The 17,174-nt window shown below is 65.2% G+C and carries 19 protein-coding genes; 12 read left to right on the top strand and 7 right to left on the bottom strand.

From position 1 onward, the window contains the following. Both OXN85_06885 and OXN85_06890 read left to right on the top strand, forming a co-directional pair. Positions 1-280 (top strand): hypothetical protein (locus tag OXN85_06885; protein ID MCY3599679.1); only part of this gene is annotated, 280 nt, incomplete at its 5' end. Positions 281-745: 465 nt separating this feature from the next. Next, the gene (locus OXN85_06890; protein MCY3599680.1) at positions 746-997 is read left to right on the top strand and encodes a type II toxin-antitoxin system Phd/YefM family antitoxin; all 252 of its coding nucleotides are present in this window, start codon (positions 746-748) and stop codon (positions 995-997) included. A gap of 112 nt (positions 998-1,109) precedes the next feature. Here OXN85_06890 and OXN85_06895 read toward each other — a convergent pair whose 3' ends face one another. The 3 genes from OXN85_06895 to OXN85_06905 all read right to left on the bottom strand — a co-directional run bounded on the left by OXN85_06895 (position 1,110) and on the right by OXN85_06905 (position 2,744). After that, positions 1,110-1,448, bottom strand: a complete 339-nt coding sequence (locus OXN85_06895; GenBank protein ID MCY3599681.1) for a helix-turn-helix domain-containing protein — start codon at positions 1,446-1,448, stop codon at positions 1,110-1,112. Positions 1,449-1,531: 83 nt separating this feature from the next. Continuing rightward, positions 1,532-2,293 (bottom strand): hypothetical protein, encoded by a 762-nt coding sequence (locus OXN85_06900; protein ID MCY3599682.1) that lies wholly within the window; start codon positions 2,291-2,293, stop codon positions 1,532-1,534. A 52-nt stretch (positions 2,294-2,345) separates the two neighbouring features. Continuing rightward, positions 2,346-2,744, bottom strand: coding sequence for a hypothetical protein (locus OXN85_06905; GenBank protein ID MCY3599683.1), 399 nt, complete (start codon positions 2,742-2,744; stop codon positions 2,346-2,348). A gap of 120 nt (positions 2,745-2,864) precedes the next feature. Here OXN85_06905 and OXN85_06910 point away from each other — a divergent pair, with 120 nt between their 5' ends. The 4 genes from OXN85_06910 to OXN85_06925 all read left to right on the top strand — a co-directional run bounded on the left by OXN85_06910 (position 2,865) and on the right by OXN85_06925 (position 7,352). After that, positions 2,865-4,340, top strand: coding sequence for an aminotransferase class I/II-fold pyridoxal phosphate-dependent enzyme (locus tag OXN85_06910; protein MCY3599684.1), 1,476 nt, complete (start codon positions 2,865-2,867; stop codon positions 4,338-4,340). A gap of 66 nt (positions 4,341-4,406) precedes the next feature. After that, positions 4,407-4,748 (top strand): type II toxin-antitoxin system ParD family antitoxin, encoded by a 342-nt coding sequence (locus tag OXN85_06915; protein MCY3599685.1) that lies wholly within the window; start codon positions 4,407-4,409, stop codon positions 4,746-4,748. Beyond that, the gene (locus OXN85_06920; protein MCY3599686.1) at positions 4,749-5,066 is read left to right on the top strand and encodes a type II toxin-antitoxin system RelE/ParE family toxin; all 318 of its coding nucleotides are present in this window, start codon (positions 4,749-4,751) and stop codon (positions 5,064-5,066) included. It begins immediately after the preceding gene. Between the two features lie 123 nt (positions 5,067-5,189). Next, positions 5,190-7,352, top strand: coding sequence for a M28 family peptidase (locus OXN85_06925; GenBank protein MCY3599687.1), 2,163 nt, complete (start codon positions 5,190-5,192; stop codon positions 7,350-7,352). 9 nt (positions 7,353-7,361) lie between these two features. On the opposite strand, the gene OXN85_06930 is transcribed toward OXN85_06925, so the two are convergent. Further along, positions 7,362-9,116, bottom strand: a complete 1,755-nt coding sequence (locus OXN85_06930; GenBank protein MCY3599688.1) for an Ig-like domain-containing protein — start codon at positions 9,114-9,116, stop codon at positions 7,362-7,364. 152 nt (positions 9,117-9,268) lie between these two features. Between OXN85_06930 and OXN85_06935 the strand changes: the two genes are divergently transcribed. From OXN85_06935 to OXN85_06945, 3 genes are all read left to right on the top strand, one after another. Continuing rightward, a complete protein-coding gene (locus tag OXN85_06935; protein MCY3599689.1) occupies positions 9,269-9,403 on the top strand; it encodes a hypothetical protein in 135 nt (44 codons plus the stop codon). A gap of 105 nt (positions 9,404-9,508) precedes the next feature. Further along, complete coding sequence (locus OXN85_06940; GenBank protein MCY3599690.1) at positions 9,509-9,724, top strand: hypothetical protein; 216 nt, start codon at positions 9,509-9,511, stop codon at positions 9,722-9,724. Then, positions 9,721-9,924, top strand: coding sequence for a hypothetical protein (locus OXN85_06945; protein MCY3599691.1), 204 nt, complete (start codon positions 9,721-9,723; stop codon positions 9,922-9,924). The genes OXN85_06940 and OXN85_06945 overlap by 4 nt, the downstream gene beginning before the upstream one ends. Before the next feature lie 6 nt (positions 9,925-9,930). On the opposite strand, the gene OXN85_06950 is transcribed toward OXN85_06945, so the two are convergent. Both OXN85_06950 and OXN85_06955 read right to left on the bottom strand, forming a co-directional pair. Beyond that, positions 9,931-10,968, bottom strand: a complete 1,038-nt coding sequence (locus OXN85_06950) for a hypothetical protein (GenBank protein ID MCY3599692.1) — start codon at positions 10,966-10,968, stop codon at positions 9,931-9,933. 31 nt (positions 10,969-10,999) lie between these two features. Next, positions 11,000-11,353, bottom strand: a complete 354-nt coding sequence (locus tag OXN85_06955) for a helix-turn-helix transcriptional regulator (GenBank protein MCY3599693.1) — start codon at positions 11,351-11,353, stop codon at positions 11,000-11,002. Between the two features lie 250 nt (positions 11,354-11,603). On the opposite strand from OXN85_06955, the gene OXN85_06960 reads away from it, so the two are divergent. Continuing rightward, a complete protein-coding gene (locus tag OXN85_06960) occupies positions 11,604-12,884 on the top strand; it encodes an AbiV family abortive infection protein (protein ID MCY3599694.1) in 1,281 nt (426 codons plus the stop codon). Between the two features lie 105 nt (positions 12,885-12,989). Here OXN85_06960 and OXN85_06965 read toward each other — a convergent pair whose 3' ends face one another. Next, positions 12,990-14,096, bottom strand: coding sequence for a hypothetical protein (locus tag OXN85_06965; GenBank protein MCY3599695.1), 1,107 nt, complete (start codon positions 14,094-14,096; stop codon positions 12,990-12,992). A 271-nt stretch (positions 14,097-14,367) separates the two neighbouring features. Here OXN85_06965 and OXN85_06970 point away from each other — a divergent pair, with 271 nt between their 5' ends. Together OXN85_06970 and OXN85_06975 are read left to right on the top strand one after the other, a co-directional pair. Continuing rightward, complete coding sequence (locus OXN85_06970; GenBank protein ID MCY3599696.1) at positions 14,368-16,542, top strand: AAA family ATPase; 2,175 nt, start codon at positions 14,368-14,370, stop codon at positions 16,540-16,542. Further along, positions 16,539-17,174: hypothetical protein (locus tag OXN85_06975; protein ID MCY3599697.1), on the top strand; the 636-nt coding region annotated here is incomplete at its 3' end. The genes OXN85_06970 and OXN85_06975, both read left to right, overlap by 4 nt.

The raw sequence follows: 17,174 nt of genomic DNA on the forward strand, positions 1-17,174 counted from the left end.
CCTCGTCGTACAGAACGGTCTTGAACACTTGGAGAGATTCGGACCATTCGACGAAGTAACGGCGGGACGCGGTTGGCTCAACATGGGCGTGCTGGAATATATCTACGGGGACCTGCCGGGAGTGGCGGCGACACCACAGGTGATCGTTGTCGAACGTACGGTCAAGCGAGACGGCGAGTGGCGCATCGAAGATCAACGCGTCTTGGCGCGGCGGGCCGGCCTTGACGAGATTGAAGAGTGGGCGAAAGAAGGGGCACCACTTCCGCCCGAGATACCCTGATCTTTCTCGTCAACTCGTGGGTTACAGCGGCCGGGGCCAGGTCTTCTGTTGTCCCGGCCGTCTCATCCTGTTTCTGCTCCCGGTCCCGATGGAGTTCCGAAGCGGTACGCTCCCTTCGGCTGCTCGGACGCCATCGAGGGCGAACCGGAGGGAGATGATTCCCCGGCTTGACCGAACGCTTCGTCCCGTTGCCGCCACCAAGGGCCAGTGGAATCCAGTTCTTCCCGGCGGAAAAAATGGTGGGAGAAATACCATCGATGCGCCAGTAAATGTTTTATGGAACATGGTTTACGAAAATCTCCCGAGCAGTCCGCGGGAACGTCTTCAGGGGGCTTTTACAGGCTCATTGTAGCGGATGTCGGGGCGGCTCACCGAGCTGGACGGGCGGCTCGCAGTCCGCCATACTGTATTTGATCTGAATAACGTATGGGAGAGGTAATGCACCGCACTCAGGACACATACGCGTTGAGTCACTTTCGGCAGCGGACGAGCGAACACCTGGAGCGGATCCGGGACGGGCGCGTCGAGACCATCACGCAGAACGGCGAGGCCGCGATGGTCGTGATGAGTCCGGAGCGCTACGACTTCCTGATCCATTCGGCCGAACGGGGCCACCTGTGGCGCGAGGCGCTCCGGGCATACAAGGCCGGAGACCGAGGCGTCCCCGCCAAGGAAGCCATCGAAACACTGGCCACTGAAATCGACGTAGGCTTTTGACCGCCGCCCGCATCGTGACCATCATCGACGTCGTACACACCGCCCGCCAGACCGAACGCGACCGGTACGAAGACAGCCAAGCCGAGTAGGCGAAACTCGGGGCTTTCGTAGGTCAGGCGTGGGCCGCCGACTGCAGGCGGTCGATGATGGTCAACACCTCGTCGATCCGACCGGCTGCGATGAGATCAACCGGGCGCTTCCCGTCCATGTCGCGGTGGGGACTGAACAACCAGAGCCGGGCTTCGTCGGGCTCGTACACCTGGCCGAGTTGATCCGCGAGCCATTCGAGACGCAGGAGCCGGGCAAGGCTGTTCGGGCGCGGCGCGGATCGGCCGGTTCGCCAGCGTGATACGGTCTGCGGTGTGGTCTCCAACAGTTGCGCGACCTCGCGCGCGGAGATACCTCCGGCTTGCTTGATGCTGTCGAGCCTTCGACCTACGGCCGTTTCCACGAATCCCCCTGTGTTGCCGCTTGTTCGTCGGTCGCTACGCGCATGAACATTGTGGGTTCCGGTCTCCATCTCGATGTCTGGAGCTAAGGAAGCCAGCGGAGGGTGGCGGTGAGGGTGTGGTGGCGGAGGTCGGCGATGGTCGGGTTGATGGTGATCCGCCGGAGTTGGCGGCTTCCGTCCTCACCGTAGCGGACCACCTCGACGTCGCCGACGGACGTGCCGATGCGTCCGGCGTCCGTGTAGCGGTATCCGAAATCCAGCAGCAGGTCGCCGCCCAGGGGGACGGTCAGGCCGGCGGCGAGCATCCATGTGAAACCGTAGCCCGTGCCCTCGGGCAGAGACGTGGAAGGCACCTCGCCGCCAGGTCCCCTGCGGAGGCGGCCGGAGGAATCGTCGGGGTTGGGGAACCGTTGGACGTAGTCGGAGAGATGATACCGGTTCACGCCCAGTCCCCCGCCCGCCCACAGGCGCCCGCCGCCCAGCGCCCCGAACTCATGGAACCCGGACAGCAGCAGTCGGCGGGCCGTCATGCGCGCCTCGGTCGGCTGCTCCGCGCCGGCGCCCGCGTAGTTCGATCGGCCCTCGTACGTGAAACGGCCGGTGAGCGCCAACTCCACCTGCGCGCGAAACGCCCCGAGCCGGTAGCCCGCCGCGAGGCCGTACTCCAGCCCGGCCCCGAGCGTGCCGGTGTCGGACTGATCGTCGCCGTAGAGCGCCGCTTCGCCCGCGTCGTCGCCGTCGACGAAGCGGACATCGGCCGGGAGGACCGCGGCGACCCCGACGCTGAGGAAGATCGGGCCGGGACCGGCGGGCGCCTGCGCGGCGACGGCGGACGGTGCGGCCAAGAGGCAGCCCAGCCCGAGGAAAAGCCCGGACAGGACGGCAATGCGGCGGCGCTCAGGAATCGTCGGGGGCCCCCGCGTTACGCGCCAAGGCGCGGAGATGGTCGGCGATGGCTTCCTCGCTCAGCGTCTGACGACGCCGACACTCGCTTGTCCACCTGAAGCCCTTGTACGCGGAGAAACCCCATGCGCCAGCCGGAAGCGAGAGTACTACGAGGACCGCGCCGTCAGAATCCCGCTCCTCGTCGTCCGTGGCGACGGAAACCATGCCCCAGACCATATACGCACTCATTGCTGCATCGAGCACGGGCGCCAGGGCCGATGTCGCACAGGTTCCTTCGGGCAGCGGGCCGTCACCCAGCGGAGGCCGGCTCATGAACAGCGCCGAACACCCGCTCATGAGAACGGCCGACGCCAGGACCAGGCAGATACGGGTTGGAAGCACCCTCCTCATTCGTCTCCCCCTTCACGGAACAGCCGCCGGTGCGCGGAGAATATCCGACTGAATCGAGAACTCCGCCACCCAATGAGGGCGGTAGGCAGGTTCCTGTAGCGGGTGATATGATGGGCGGCGATGAGACACGACACGGTGGCGGAAACGACCTCCGAGCTCGGGGTTGGCGAGAGGCTTGAGATGTCTCCCGAGGCCATGCTCGAGCTGGCCCGGGAGGCGGCCGAGATCCTCGTGCGGCGGCGGGGGGAGCTGGCCGGGGAGGGCGCGTGGGACGGGGAGTTCCGCGATGCGCTCGAGGAGCGGCTCATGGAGGATCCGCCGGAGGAGGGGCAGCCGGCGGCCGACGTCATGGGGCGCGCCGTCCGCGATGTGCTGAAGCTCGCGCTGCGCCTCGATCATCCCGGCTGCTTCGGCTTCGTCCCGTCGAGTCCCACGTGGCCCGGCGTCGTCGCGGACTTCCTCGCCTCCGGGTACAACCTCAACGCGTGCAACTGGCTGGTGGGGAGCGGGCCGAGCCAGCTCGAATGCGTCGTCATCGAGTGGTTCCGGCGCTGGCTCGGCATGCCGGAGACGGCGGGCGGGCTGCTCACGAGCGGAGGGTCCGCCGCGAGTCTGGACGCGCTCGTGGCGGCGCGGGAGGCCGCGGGCTACCCGGAGCGCGCCACCGTGTACATGAGCGACCAGAGCCATCCCGCCCACGTCAGAGCCGTGAAGATCGCGGGCATCCGGCCGGATCACGCCCGCATCGTGCCGAGCGACGGCCGCTCCCGCATCGACCTCGATGCGCTCCGGCGCATGGTGGCGGAGGACCGCGCGGCCGGCCGGAACCCCATCGCCGTGTGCGCGAACGCCGGCGCCACCGCGACCGGCGCCATCGACCCGCTGCCCGAGCTGGCGGATTTCTGCGCGGCGGAGGACATCTGGTTCCACGTGGACGCCGCATACGGCGGGTTCGCCGTCGTGACCGAACGCGGCCGGAAGCTCCTCAGCGGCATCGAGCGGGCGGATTCCGTCGGGCTCGACGCGCACAAGTGGTTCTTCCAGCCCTACGAGGTCGGCTGCCTGCTCGTGCGGGACGTGTCGACGCTCGAGGAGCCGTTCGGGGTGCAGCCGACCTTCCTCCAGGACTCCCTGTGGGGATCGGGGCACCCCAACCTGACGGATCGCGGGCTGCAGATGAGCCGGTCCGCCCGCGCGCTCAAGATCTGGATGTCCGTGCAGACGTTCGGGATGGCCGCGTTCCGGGATAGCATCGCGAACGGCCTGGACCTGGCGGCCCGCGCGGAAGCCTACATCGACGCGAGCCCCGCGCTCGAGTGTCTGAGCCCGGCGACGCTGAGCATCGTGTGCTTCCGGTTCCGGCCCTCCAGCGGGGAGACCGGCGCGGAGATCGCCGAGGAAACCCTGGACGAACTGAACCGCGAGGTGCTCGCCCGCCTGTTCTGGGAGGACCCCGCATTCGTCTCCTCCGCCGTCGTATCCGGCAAGTTCGCGCTCAGGGTGTGCATCGTGAACTACAACACGACGTGGGACGACGTGCGGGCCGTGCTGGAGGCAACGGAGCGCTTCGGGACGGAGGCTCTGAAGCAGCGGTAGGCAGCGGCTGGCTTCCCTCGGTGTAGCAATTGTTGCCACAACGTCCGGTACGTGCGACCTTCCAGCATGGCTACCAGACAAACGCGAAACGTCTCGCTTCCTCCGCAACAGGACGCGTTCATCGAGCGGCTGGTCTCGCGGGGGGACTACCGTACGGCGAGCGAAGTCGTACGGCATGGGTTGCGCCTGCTGGAGGAGGCGGAGCACCGAAGGCTCCTCGAGAAGTGGGTCTACGAAGGTCTGAGCGAAGAGGAAAAGAACCGGATCCCCCCCGCGCTTCTGGATCGCGTCCAGGCGCACTTCCGCCACATCGCCGACACCGCCCTTCGCGAACTGGCGGACGACCGTGTGTCGGACGGACCCGCGGCCATGCAGCGGTTGAGAGAGAGAATCGAGGCACAGGGCTGAGTGTCGGCTGGCTACCGGCTCAGCCAGACCGCTGAGGCAGAACTCGAGGAGATCCTCCTCTACGTGGCGGAACAATCCGGCGTCGATCGCGCGCTACGCGTCCACCGGCGATTCGTGGATGCCTTCGAGCATCTGACTGAGATGCCGAACTCCGGATCGAAACGCCTTGACACCACGGGCGAACGAGTCCGGTGGTGGCGCGTCTTCGACTGGATCGTGCTCTACGAGTGGGAGAGTACGCCCATCACGATTCTGCGCGTAATCCACGGCGCGCGAAATCTCGATCATATCCTGAATCCGAACGCCGAGACGCACTGACCCCGTCGAGAGTTGCCGGCGGCGCACCGGGACTGAAGGCAGACCAGCGCTTGACGAATGGACTCGACGCGAGCTATTGACGCGCTGCGAAGTCCGCGCTTCTCACGCCAGGAGATCCGCAAGATGCCAGCGTCCCTCGTCCCCGCTCGCGCGGCCGCCCCGCTGCTCCTCGCCGCCGTACTTGTGGCGCGCCCCGCGGTCGCGGCCGCGCAGGAGCCCGGGCTGACCGGCTTCACCGCGGCCCGCGCCGTCACGCAGCTCGCCTGCGAGGCCCGGTTCCTGGATCTGCCCCGCTCCGAGTCGTTCCGCGAGCACCTGCGCACGATCACCGAGAACCCGCACCCGGCCGGGTCGGAGGCCCAGGTACGGGTCGGCGACTACCTCGCCCGGGCCATGGAGGAGGCGGGGCTGACGGTGACGCGCCACCCCTACGACGTCTACCTGCCGGAGCTGACCGACGACGTCGAGGTACACATCGTGACGCCGGTCGCGATGCAGCTCTCCAACCGCGAGCCCGCCCTTGCCGAGGACCGCTTCTCCGGCCACCCCGACCTGCTCAACGGGTGGAACGCCTTCTCCGGCTCGGGCGACGTCACCGGCGAGGTCGTCTACGCCAACTACGGCCGCCGCGAGGACTACCTGGCGCTGGACGAGATGGGCATCTCGCTGGCCGGAAAGGTCGTGATCGCCCGCTACGGCGGGAACTTCCGCGGCTACAAGGTGAAGTTCGCCGAGGAGCGGGGGGCGGTGGGCGTCATCATGTTCAACGATCCGGGATTCTCGGGACTCGCCTCCTACCCCGAAGGCCCGATGATGAACGGGGAGACCATCCAGCGCGGCTCCGTCCTCACCCTCCCCTGGACCGGCGACCCGCTCACGCCGTTCGAACCCGCGCTGCCCCTTGACGGCGCGCCCGGAGACGGCCGTAGCGGCGGCCGGCAGGTGGAGCGCCTCGACCCCTCCGAGGTGCCGCTGCACAACATCCCCGTCCTGCCCGTCGGCTACGAGGCGGCCACCGAGATCCTGTCCCGCATGACCGGCCCCGAGGTCCCGCCCGGCTGGGCGGCGGGGATGGAGGTGGCCTACCGCATCGAGGGCGGCCCCGACCTCACGGTGCGGGTGCGCGTCAACCAGCCCATGAAGCTCACCCGCGCGACCAACGTGGTGGGCACCGTGTTCGGCAGCGAGTTCCCGAACGAGTGGTTCATCCTGGGCGCGCACTACGACCCCTGGGGCTTCGGCGCCATCGACCCCAACGGCGGCACCGCGATGCTGCTGACCCTCGCCGAGGCGCTGGGCGAGATGTCGCGGGACGACGAGTGCCGGCCGCGCCGCTCGATCATGATCGCGCACTGGGACGCGGAGGAGTACGGCATCATCGGCTCGACCGAGTGGGTCGAGGAGTTCCGCGAGTCGCTGGAGGCGAACGCGATCGCCTACATCAACGCCGACGCCGCCGTGTCGGGCGCCAACTTCGGCAGCTCCTCCTCGCCGTCGCTCAAGGGGCAGATCATCGAGGCCACGAAGGCGGTGACGTACCCCGGCACCGGCGAACCCCTGTACGACTGGTGGCTGGAGCGCGCGGGCGAGGGAGCGATGGAACCCGGCCTCGGCAACCTCGGCGGCGGCTCCGACCATGTCGGCTTCTACACCCACGCGGGCGTGCCGTCCGGCTCGCTCTCCTCCGGCAACCCCGGCGGCGTCTACCACTCCAACTACGACAACTTCGCCTGGTACGAGCGCTTCGGGGACAGCACGTTCGCCCACGGGCCGATGATCGCCCGGGCCGACGGGATCCTCGCGCTCCGCTTCGCCAACGCCGACGTGCTCCCCTACGACGTGGTCCGCTACGCGACCGACACCCGCACCCATGTCGAGACGCTGTACGACGTCGCGGCCCAGCGCGGCCTGAGGGTCGACCTGTCGCGGCTCGTCGACACCACGCGGGGGCTGGACGAGGCCGCCGCGGTCCTGGTGGCGGCGCGCGAGCGCTGGCTCGGCTCGGGGGAGGTGGACGCGGCGCAGGCCGAGGCCGTGAACCGGGCGCTGATCGGACTGGAGAAGGCCTGGCTGAACGACCGGGGACTCCAGGGCCGGCCGTGGAGCCGCTCGATCTACGTCTCGCCGGACCCGTTCAGCGGCTACGCCTCGTGGATGCTGCCGGGCCTCCGCTACGAGATCGAGACCGACGACCGGGCGGACCTGCCCGGCTGGGAACGCGTCTACATCGGCGCCGTGCGGAACCTGGCCGAGCGGATGCGCGCCGTGGCCGCGATGATGCCGTAGGCCCCCCGATCAGCGGGGCGGTCTCCGCGGCCTGCGCTCGACGAAGATGCGCGGCTCGCCCAGCACAATGTCCCGGCGGAACTCCGCGGCCGCCGCTTGTCTGGCGGCACCGGCACCCCGAGGCCAGGGCAGCGCCTTCGACAAGTCCACCGTGTAGCCTGCGTCCACCAGGGCGCCCAGGGAGATCGAATTGGCATCCCAACCGCCGAAGGGACCCATGAGTTCGTAATTCACGATGGCCTCGTGCCAATGCGACCCGCAGTTTGTTTGAATGGGAACGCCGGGCAGGTCGGGATCGCCTCCACCGGCGCGGAAGGCCTCCACCGCGTGCGGACCTGTGAAGTACCCGCAGTCCGAGGTGGCGAGACCCTCCTCCGACCGCCAATGAACCAACCCGAGGAGGTGGCCGATCTCGTGGCGTGCCAGCCCCTGGCTGGGGAACCCACCCATCACCACGTACCCGCCGCCGGGGTCGAGCGCCGGAGCCTCTCGACCACCGCCAGCCGGGAAGAAGCAACCAGAGGCGTAGCCCGCAATCCCCTCGAGCTCTTCCATTCGGGTGACGACAAGCAGTTCGTCCGCCAGGGCCTTCACCTTGCCGCCGAACGGGTCCCTGTTCGGGCAGCCGGCCTCGCGGTCCGGCCACTCGGTTCCGTCGAGGATGTCGGACCACCAGTCCGCAGCCTCCGTCATGGCCCGGCCGTAGCCGAGCGGCACGGGCTCGTCGACGACGATGTCGATGCCGAACGTCCCCACGGGGTCGCGCACCACGACGTAGGCGACCGCACTGTCCCCGCCGGCGGCCGGGAGAATCGTCACGTCCGCGGATCCGGTTCCGAGGGGCAACAGCGCAAGCCAGCCCTCGGTCACCGAAGCGGCCACAACCGAAGAGTCCGAGATGGTCACCGCCGAAGGGGTGCGGAACTCGTCCGGGAGCGCGAGCGACAGGCCGTTCCCGTCCTCCCGCATCAGCGCGCTGGGCAACAGGCGCACGCCGGGATCCAGGCAGGGGATCACGTCGGTGCTCAGTTCATTGAGCCTCGCACGGATGTCGGAATCGGCAGGAGCGCAGAATCCGGCCCCCAGAGAGAGGAGCTGCAGGCTGGGAAGCTCCAGCAGGAAGGCAGGGAAATCGCCCGCAAGGTCGTTGCCGGCCAGAGACAGACCGATCAGTTCCGCTAGGTTGCCGAGTTCGGGCGGGATTGTGCCCGAAAGGTTGTTGCTCCGAAGAGACACTGCCCCCACCTGATCGTCCGCACTCGCAGTCACCCCGTACCATTCGTTCAGGGGCGCGTCGGACAACCAGTTCGTGGCATCGATCCAGTTGGGCCCGCCCGTCGCCTCGTACAGCGTCACCAGTGCGGCGCGGTCCGCCTGGTCCACCGTGATCTCCGCGCTCCCGGAAGCGGAGCCGGCGGTCGCCGAGATCGTGGCGGTGCCGTCGCCCACCGCCGTGACCAGTCCGGAGGCATCCACCGTCGCAACCGCGGCGTTGCCGGTTGACCAGGTGACCGTCACTCCGGACATCGCCTGCCCGTTCTGGTCGCGCACCTGGGCCGCGAGCTGCAAGGTCTCCCCCAGAGCCGTGAGTTCAGCCCTGGGCGGACTGATGATCACCGTCGTCGCCCGCGGCGGCTCCGGGGGCGGCGGAGGGGGCGGGACCGGATCGGTGGAACCGTCACCGCAAGCTGCGATCCAGGCTACGCACGCTCCGATGGTCGCGAAGATGAGAATCTGCGGCCGGCTCAAATGTGGCTCCTTCACGATTTTGTTTCGTACGACGGGGGTTTAATCCTGCGCCGCGCCGGCATGGCGGCACAGAGCCAAAATGCATGAAATCCATGCAGATCGGATGGTGCCGACCCCCCTAAACGGGTTCCCCCGCCGTCCGTCAGCCCGTCGGCGGAGACGCGTTCATGTCCTCCGCCGAGGTGTCCGGCAGGTTCGCGCTCCGGCTGTGCATCGTGAACTACAACACGACCTGGGACGACGTGCGGGAGGTGCTGGAGGCCGCGGAACGGTTCGGGACGGAGGGGCTTGCGCAGCTGTAGCGGCGCTCGTGCCGACATGTTGCCGCACGCGAACGGCCCTGCGACGTTGAAGCATGGCTGCCGACAAGACCGACCCCCCGGAACGTGGCGAACTCGTAGGCTGACATGGACCCGGTACTGGAGGGGCTGAAGCTGGCCTTGGCCGTCGTCCTGCTGGCAGCCGGGGTCAAGGCGTTTCTGCGGTACGGCAAGCGCAAGTACGAGGAAGATGCGCGGTCGGGTGACTTCAGCCGCTACAAGGGCGCTGCGCGTGACCGGATAGAAGCGTACGCAGCGGAGTTGAAGGCGAAGGACGAAGCTGACGCGAGGGGGGGGACGTGAGCGGTGATGTAAAGTTCGACATGATATACTCGTTGTTTCTCGCCTTCGTAGGGCTGTGGGCTATGTATCGGTTGGGCATATGGTTGTACGAGAGGAATCGCGACAACGACTATGCGGGCTTTACGGAGAAGCAGAAGGCGTGGCCGATAGAGTACGAGCGGGAGAAGGCAGAGAAGAAGAGTAAGGACCTGGACAGCTAACTCCGTTTAGTCCGGATCGGGCTCGCGGACCGGCCGCGGGGCGGTGGGCACGAGTCGGACGACGCGGGTTTCGGTGAGCGATTCGTTCTCGGGTAGCGGCATCTCGCCCTTCATCGCGCCGATCTCGGCCACGCTCGAGACGTCTGCGAACTTCTCCGCGCCCGCCACGGCCGTCGCGTCCCCGTCGTAGTAGTCGAACCAGGGCAGGCCGGCGTCGGCGTACTGTTTCGCCGTGGGCGGCGTGGTCGGGGGCTTCTCGCCGGTCATCGCCATCCACTGCCCGGAATTGGCGATCGTGACGAAGCACCGGCTCGCGTGGCGCTGGTCCCACGAGTCGAGGCCGTAGGGGTCGTCGTAGATCTCCTGCCGCATGCGCCCGCCGGGGGCGAGTCCCATGCTCGGGGCCGCGGGAGGCGCCGAAGCTGCGACCACATGTTCGGAGAACACCGCCATGCGATCGGCGAACCTGTCTTCGTATTCGGCGAGGATCGCTTCGTACCGCTCGGCCTTCATTGGGTAGGCGATGATCTGGATGCCGCCGTGTTCCGCCGCGCCGGTGATCTGCTCCTCGACGGTGTAGCCCTCTCCGAGGGGCATGGCGATGAACTGGCGGATCTCGCCCTTCTCGACGCAGTAGCCGTCGATCCAGGGTTGATCGGGGAGCACGACGTAGTCCTGCGGGTCCCGGTTGAGGTGCTCCGTCCAGTTTTCGCCGGTGACGGCGCACACCTTGCCGGTGGCGATCTTCACGGCGAAGGGGTAGTCGGGGGCGCTCGAATAGGGGCGGGAGCCGAAGCTGATCCACATCGCCTCCGCCTGGTGCATCGGCATGAGCACGCCGCCGCGCCGAAGCCACTCGGCAGGCAGGCGGGACTTGTAGTCGTCCACATGCCGCAGCGGGAAGTTGCCCAGGCCCGGCGGCAGGTGGTGCGGCGCGCCGTCATCCGGGATGCGCAACGTACGCTGAAACGAGACCGAACATCGCGCGTTCTCGTGGACCTCGGGGAACCGGAAGTGCAGGCGGTCGTTCTCCAGGGTGATCATCTCTCTTCGCTCCTCTTGTCTCTCGTCTTCGTTACCACTCCCCGTCCCTCACCTCCCGCACGACACGGAGGATCGCGTCCTCCGGCGCCTCCTTCAGCTTCCTGATCAGCTCCGCGAACGACTCCGGATGCCGCCGGATGATCTCCTGGAGGTCGCTGGAGACCTTCCCCGCCAGCGCGAGGAGCCAGTCCCGGTCGACGCCGAGTTCCTCCGCCAGCCGGCCCGTCGTCGCCTCCGAGGGCGGCGCCACGTCACCCCGCTCGATCTTGCTCAGGTACGCGGGCTCGATCCCGACGCGCTGGGCCACCTGCCGCAGCGAGAAGCGGGGATCGTCCTGACGAAGCCGCTCGCGAAGCTCTCGAACCGTGCTCCCAAATCGTGTCATGTGTCGTAAATACTACACATTCGTCACGCTGTCAACTCCGTGGCGCGGATCGCAATCGGTGGTGAGCCGCGACCACATTCGTGGTACGCTCGAGAACCACATCCCCGTCGCCAACCAACCGGTCGGACGCCCGGACGTGATGGGGCGTGCCGGGCTCGGAGCATTGTAGACGCGAGGTCAATGCGGCTGCCTTAGCTTGGCGATTCAACCTTGTGGCCTGCTCGATGACGTTGAACGACAGGGGGTATCCGTGAGACGTGCAATTGCTGATTTGGTTCAACTCTCCGACGAACGGTTTCTCGAAGAGATTTCCCAGGGCATTCGTCATGTTGTCGAGCATGCCGACAGCTTGGATGCGCTGGCTCACCGTCTCGTCGACATCGGTGAGCATCGCGGTGCCGCCATCGTCCGGGCTCTGGCTCAAGAGGAAGCGGCGAAGGTCCTGATTCTCGTTGACGCCGTACGCTGTCCACCCTCCGAGGCTGGAGACCGATCCAGGACTCTGAAGGGCTTCTACAACCATCTTGCAAAACACATCTACGCGGAAGCCTGCTGGTGGCGGTCGGCAGATTTTGCCGAGGTGAAGCGGGCGATCGACCGAGAGCGACGCCCTTACTACTTGGACGGGCCCAATGACGTCGACTGGATCTTCTCAAATTCCGCCACGACCAACCGGGAACGTTCCATGTATGTGGACTACGTCCAAGACATCACCGAGCAGGACGGTGAGTACGACTGGGTTTCTCCGACCGCAGAGGATGAACCGTGGCAGTACAGCGAAGCCACGCCCACGTCTCTCCTCGTAGCTCGGGCGCTTCTCGGTTTGGGAGTGACAACTCCGTCCGGCTTGTCCATCGTCGCGGACGTATGGCGCCCGTTCAGGCCGAGGCCGGACACCCGATTCCCCGAGCTATCCCGCAAAATAAGAGAGACCCTGTTTCGTGTGATGGAGAGCGGGTTGTGCTCGCAGAGCGACGCTGCTCTCCTGGCGCGGACGGTCATCGACCATTGGCCGTTCCCCCTCTGGTCGCTTGATCTGAGGTCCGCGCCCGAGCCGACGCCACAGGAGCTGCGGGAAGAACGTAAGGTCTACATTCGAGAGTTCACGGAAATAGACGCGCAACGCGACCCTCCACCTCAGATACAACGTGACAAGGTCGAGGCGCTGAGCAGGACATACGATGCCTGGAGGGATGAAGAGGACCGATTGGCGAACTCAGAGCGTGAGAAGAACGACCGCATTGTCCGACCTGTGCCGATGAACACGCGGCCGGGCCGTTTGGAACCATATGTGAGGCTTCAGCGCATGCTTCGGGAATTGACTCTCGAAGAGCGTATGGACTTGGCCGCTCTCGCATGGTTTGGGCGAGAGCTTCGGAGCGGCTGGGAGTCTCTTCACGCTTACGCCCGTAGTGTCATATGCGACGAAACTGTCCATTACGAGTGCGGACTCGGAGCACACTGGTTGAGTGGTCTGGAACGATGGGAGCAGCCGCCCGAGATCCCCGAGAATCTGAGATCCAGCGGTTAGAGCCAACAACCCCCTCAACGGCTTGTCGGGGAGTCGAACGGCATAAGAACACGGATCGGCGTCATGTGGTTAACGTTGGTGTGGTGCCACCAGGCGCCTGACTGGTCAGTCCCCTTTTCGAGATCCAGTCGGAATATGGACGATGAGGTCGCGACCGAACTCCAAGCCGGCCACTTCGCACGCCTTCCTGACCCGCTTCACCTTGCCAGCGTTGCTGCAGTGCGTAGCCAGCCACCAACCACCCGGAAGGCGTCGGGATTGGCCCTCAAGATGAGACGCTCCGGGATAAAGGAGTTCTTTGCTCCTAGCTACGTACCGTCGCTTGCTACCGCGATGCTTGTCGGAATACTGCCTGCAGAATCCGGGATCCAACGCTGCGAGCTTGGAGAACACGGCGGCAAACACGTCGGTCCCTGACCTGAAGGTCTCCGTCTTGCCATCAAACGTAAGGAAGGGCAAATCCTCCGTCGGTGTCCTCGGCCTAGGGTCCACCTTTGGTGGCTCCTTCGGCGGCCGCGGTATCGGTTCCATCTCATGCGACCCAGTTTGGCTACGGATGAATTCAGCCGCACGGTCGGAATCCGGCCTGACACCGGTTACACCTTCTACTTCCTCCAGGAACAACTCTAGCAGGAACGCTTCGGGCCCTGATAGCAGTTTCCGCCACACGGAGGCGTATTCTGACGCAGCTTGCTGCTGGAATCGAGCCGATTCGTAGTCGTCCTGGGCGCGTTTCCGCGCCTCTCCTGATCGGACGTCACCTATCGCCAGGTATCTTGCCAGAACCGCAGCAGAAGTGCTGTATGGATCCTCGACAAGGTCGACCTGAGCGAACCGCCTCTCCTTATAGCTCCCCTGTCCCGTAGAAAAAAAGAAACTCCAAGTCCGCCCATCCGTGAGAACGGCGACGGGCACACCTTCGTGGAAACAATACTCAAAAAGCTGTCGCTCCCCCCTCCCATCTGCCTTTCCTAAATCCTTCACCTCCACGAGGACGGCAGGTTTCCCAGGCGGGTGACAGAGGGCGTAGTCGACCTTCCTGGTTCCGATCCTAAACTCCGGTACGACGATCTGAACTTCGAATACCGGCCACCCCAAGTCATGAAACACGGGCGTTACGACGCCGCGACTGATTTCGGCTTCGCTCCTGAAACTACCGGCGCCGATACGCTCGGCGAGATCTTCGATCCTCGATGTCAGCCGCTTAGACATGGGTTGGTGCTGCCCCCGTTCCCGGTGTGGCGGTCGTGGCCTTTGAACCAGAAATGGCGAATCCGTAGCGTACCGTACCACGAATCGGTCGGCAACACGAACCGCCCGCGTGCAGAGTAGCCGACCACCTCCGGTGCCAGCGGAGACCGCCAACGCGTGGCGCGTTCGGCGCTTTGCGGAGACGTCTGGATGCCGCCGATTTGCGAGATACGAGGAGCGCTCCGCATCTTGCACGCCGCCAACCCCACGTCACCAAACACGGGAAACGATCTTGAGCCGCCTGAAGAACACCGAGACGATCTTGGCTTCAGCCAAGGAGTGGAGGCAGAGGTGTCTTCTAGAGGAGGGATCGCTTTTTTCGGGACGGTCGCTGTGGACTCGGCCGAACTTCGAGGAGCTGCGGAGGTTGTTCGTTGATCGTCCTGAGGAGGACTCGGGACCGTCGTTTCTGGAGAAGCTTGAGAAGCAACTCGCGCCGGGTTCGCCGGACGCCAAGTGCCTTTGGGCCGAGATGACGTGGGTGTACCTCCTCATCGCAAACCGGCAATCGCGGAAGCCCGCGAATAAGCGACAACTCATCGTGGACATCTGGGATTGGTCCGGGCGCGCTTTCCGCGATGCACATCCCCTCTTGGACGACACCGTCCTCGGAGCGGGCGTCGTCCATGTGGGCCAGCGATACAACCAAGGCTGGATGGAGTTCCGCTTCCTCATAGTCTCGATGCTGGCGTGGTTTTCGCTCGAACCGGACATGAGATCGGAATACTTGGCTCGGCCATGGGAGTTCGCGACTTGGCTCGATTCCACCGAGTTCGCCGAAGGAAGCATGTTCCGGCATGCGCTTCTGTTCCTGCTATTTCCGGATCAATTCGAATCGATCATCAGCGGGACTGCCAAGAGAGAGATCGTCAAGCTCCTGCACGACGGTGCTGGCGTCGGTAGCGGCGACATGGTTCACGTCGACAAGGCCATACTTGTCATTCGTACGCGCATTCAGCGGGAACATGAGGACGGATTCCACTTCTATGCACGTCCGGTGAGTGAACTCTGGCAATCCGGCCAGGCGGATGCTTGGTTCCGAGAACGCTTCGACGCGGCAGAGCGCGTGTGGCTCATGAACGTGGGTGCCGGCAACCCAAACCTGTGGTCGGCTTGGCTGAAGCGCCGCATAGTCACGATCGGTTGGGGAGAGTTGGGCGACCTTCGGAGAAGCGAGCCGGACATCAAGAAAGAACTGATGAGTCGCGGACATGGAGAGAATCCCTCCCAGCGCGCGTTTTTCCTCTTCAACTTCGGAAACGAAATGAAAGCGGGCGATATCGTCATCGCCGTTGAGGGCAAGAAAGAGTGGCTCGGCTGGGGCGAAGTTCGGGGAGACTACCGGTACGATCCAGAGGGCTCGTGGGATCTTGCTCACAGCAGAACGGTCGTCTGGCGCCGTTGCAAGCACCCGATTTCGATTCCGGAACACAGGCGTGGTATCGCACCCAAGCGGCTTACCGATTTCACGCCCCACAAGCTTTGGGTGCGCTTTGCGTTTTGGCGCATGGACCTCGAGGGATACGCGAGGCGAGAATTCACGGTTGATGACGCTCATGGGGATCTCTTCATTGCCCGTGAGCGTCTCGAGCGGCTGGTTGCTTCGCTCAGGACCGGAAAGAACCTGATCCTCCAGGGTCCGCCCGGTACCGGGAAGACATTCATCGCTCGACGGCTCGCCTGGTGCGTGATCGGCTACGAGGATGACGAACCCATCGAGATGGTCCAGTTCCACCAGTCGTACGCCTACGAAGATTTTGTCCAGGGGTTCAGGCCTACCAAGACTGGGGGATTTGACCTAAAGGACGGCGTGTTTCACCGCTTCTGCGAACGGGCGCGGGAGAAGCCCGACACGCCGCACGTGTTCATCATCGATGAGATCAATCGGGGTAACCTGTCGCGGATCTTCGGTGAGCTTCTCATGCTGATCGAGGCGGACAAGCGCAACGACAAGTATGCCTTAGCGCTCACATATTCGGACGATCGGTTCCACGTGCCGCAGAACGTGCATATCCTCGGCATGATGAATACGGCCGACCGGTCGCTGGCCTTGGTGGATTACGCGCTGCGGCGACGGTTCGCGTTCGCGACGCTCGAGCCAGCGTACGGCACGGCCGAGTTCGAGGGATACCTGGAAATGAAGGGCGCGAAGCCGGAGCTGATTCGCCGGATATCGGAACGGATGGGCGAACTGAACGAAAAGATCCGAAACGACAACGAACTCGGCCGCGGGTTCGAGATCGGTCACAGCTACTTCGTCCCCGGCGACGGTGAGGTGGCCTCCGACGCGTGGTACGAGCATGTCGTAGACACCCAGATCGAGCCGCTTCTCCGGGAGTACTGGTTCGATTCACCCACGGATATAGAGATGACCGTGGCGAGGCTCAAGGGCAACGGAGTGACTTGAAATCCATCCCGATCCTAAACGTCTATTACCTTCTCTGCTACGCGTGGGGGCACGCGCAGGAGCGGGATACCAAGCGGCTGGCCTCGCTGGCCGGCCTCTCGTCGGTGCATGACCTATTGGGCAAGGTGCTCGCCACGGGCGTGAACCGGCTCTTTCGGCGAGGGATCGATCGCGGGTACGTAGAACGGAGGGAGGATCTGGCGGGGATCCGCGGTAAGCTGGCCGTAAGCGACACCGCCAAACGAGCGTTGCGGGCCCGCGGGCGAGCGGCTTGCGACTTCGAGGAGCTGTCCGCAGACATCCTGTCGAACCGCATCTTGCGGACGTCGCTGAAAAACCTGCTGGCCCGCGAGACCGGGCTGCACCGCGGGGTCCGCGCCGAGGTCCGATCAGCATACAGCAGGCTCGATGGCATTTCGCACCTGCGGCTTAAGCGGAGCACCTTCGGACGGGTCCAACTCGGGGGCAGTCGTCGCCTCCACCAGTTCTTGCTCTCCGTGTGCCGACTCCTCTACGAGAGTTCGATCGTGGACGAGAAGACCGGTCGCACCACGTTTCGGGACTTCCGGCGCGACGATGCAACCATGTGGAAGCTGTTCGAGCAGTTCGTGACCCGATTCTACGAAAGGGAG

The organism is Candidatus Palauibacter australiensis (genome assembly GCA_026705295.1).
Classification (GTDB): domain Bacteria; phylum Gemmatimonadota; class Gemmatimonadetes; order Palauibacterales; family Palauibacteraceae; genus Palauibacter; species Palauibacter australiensis.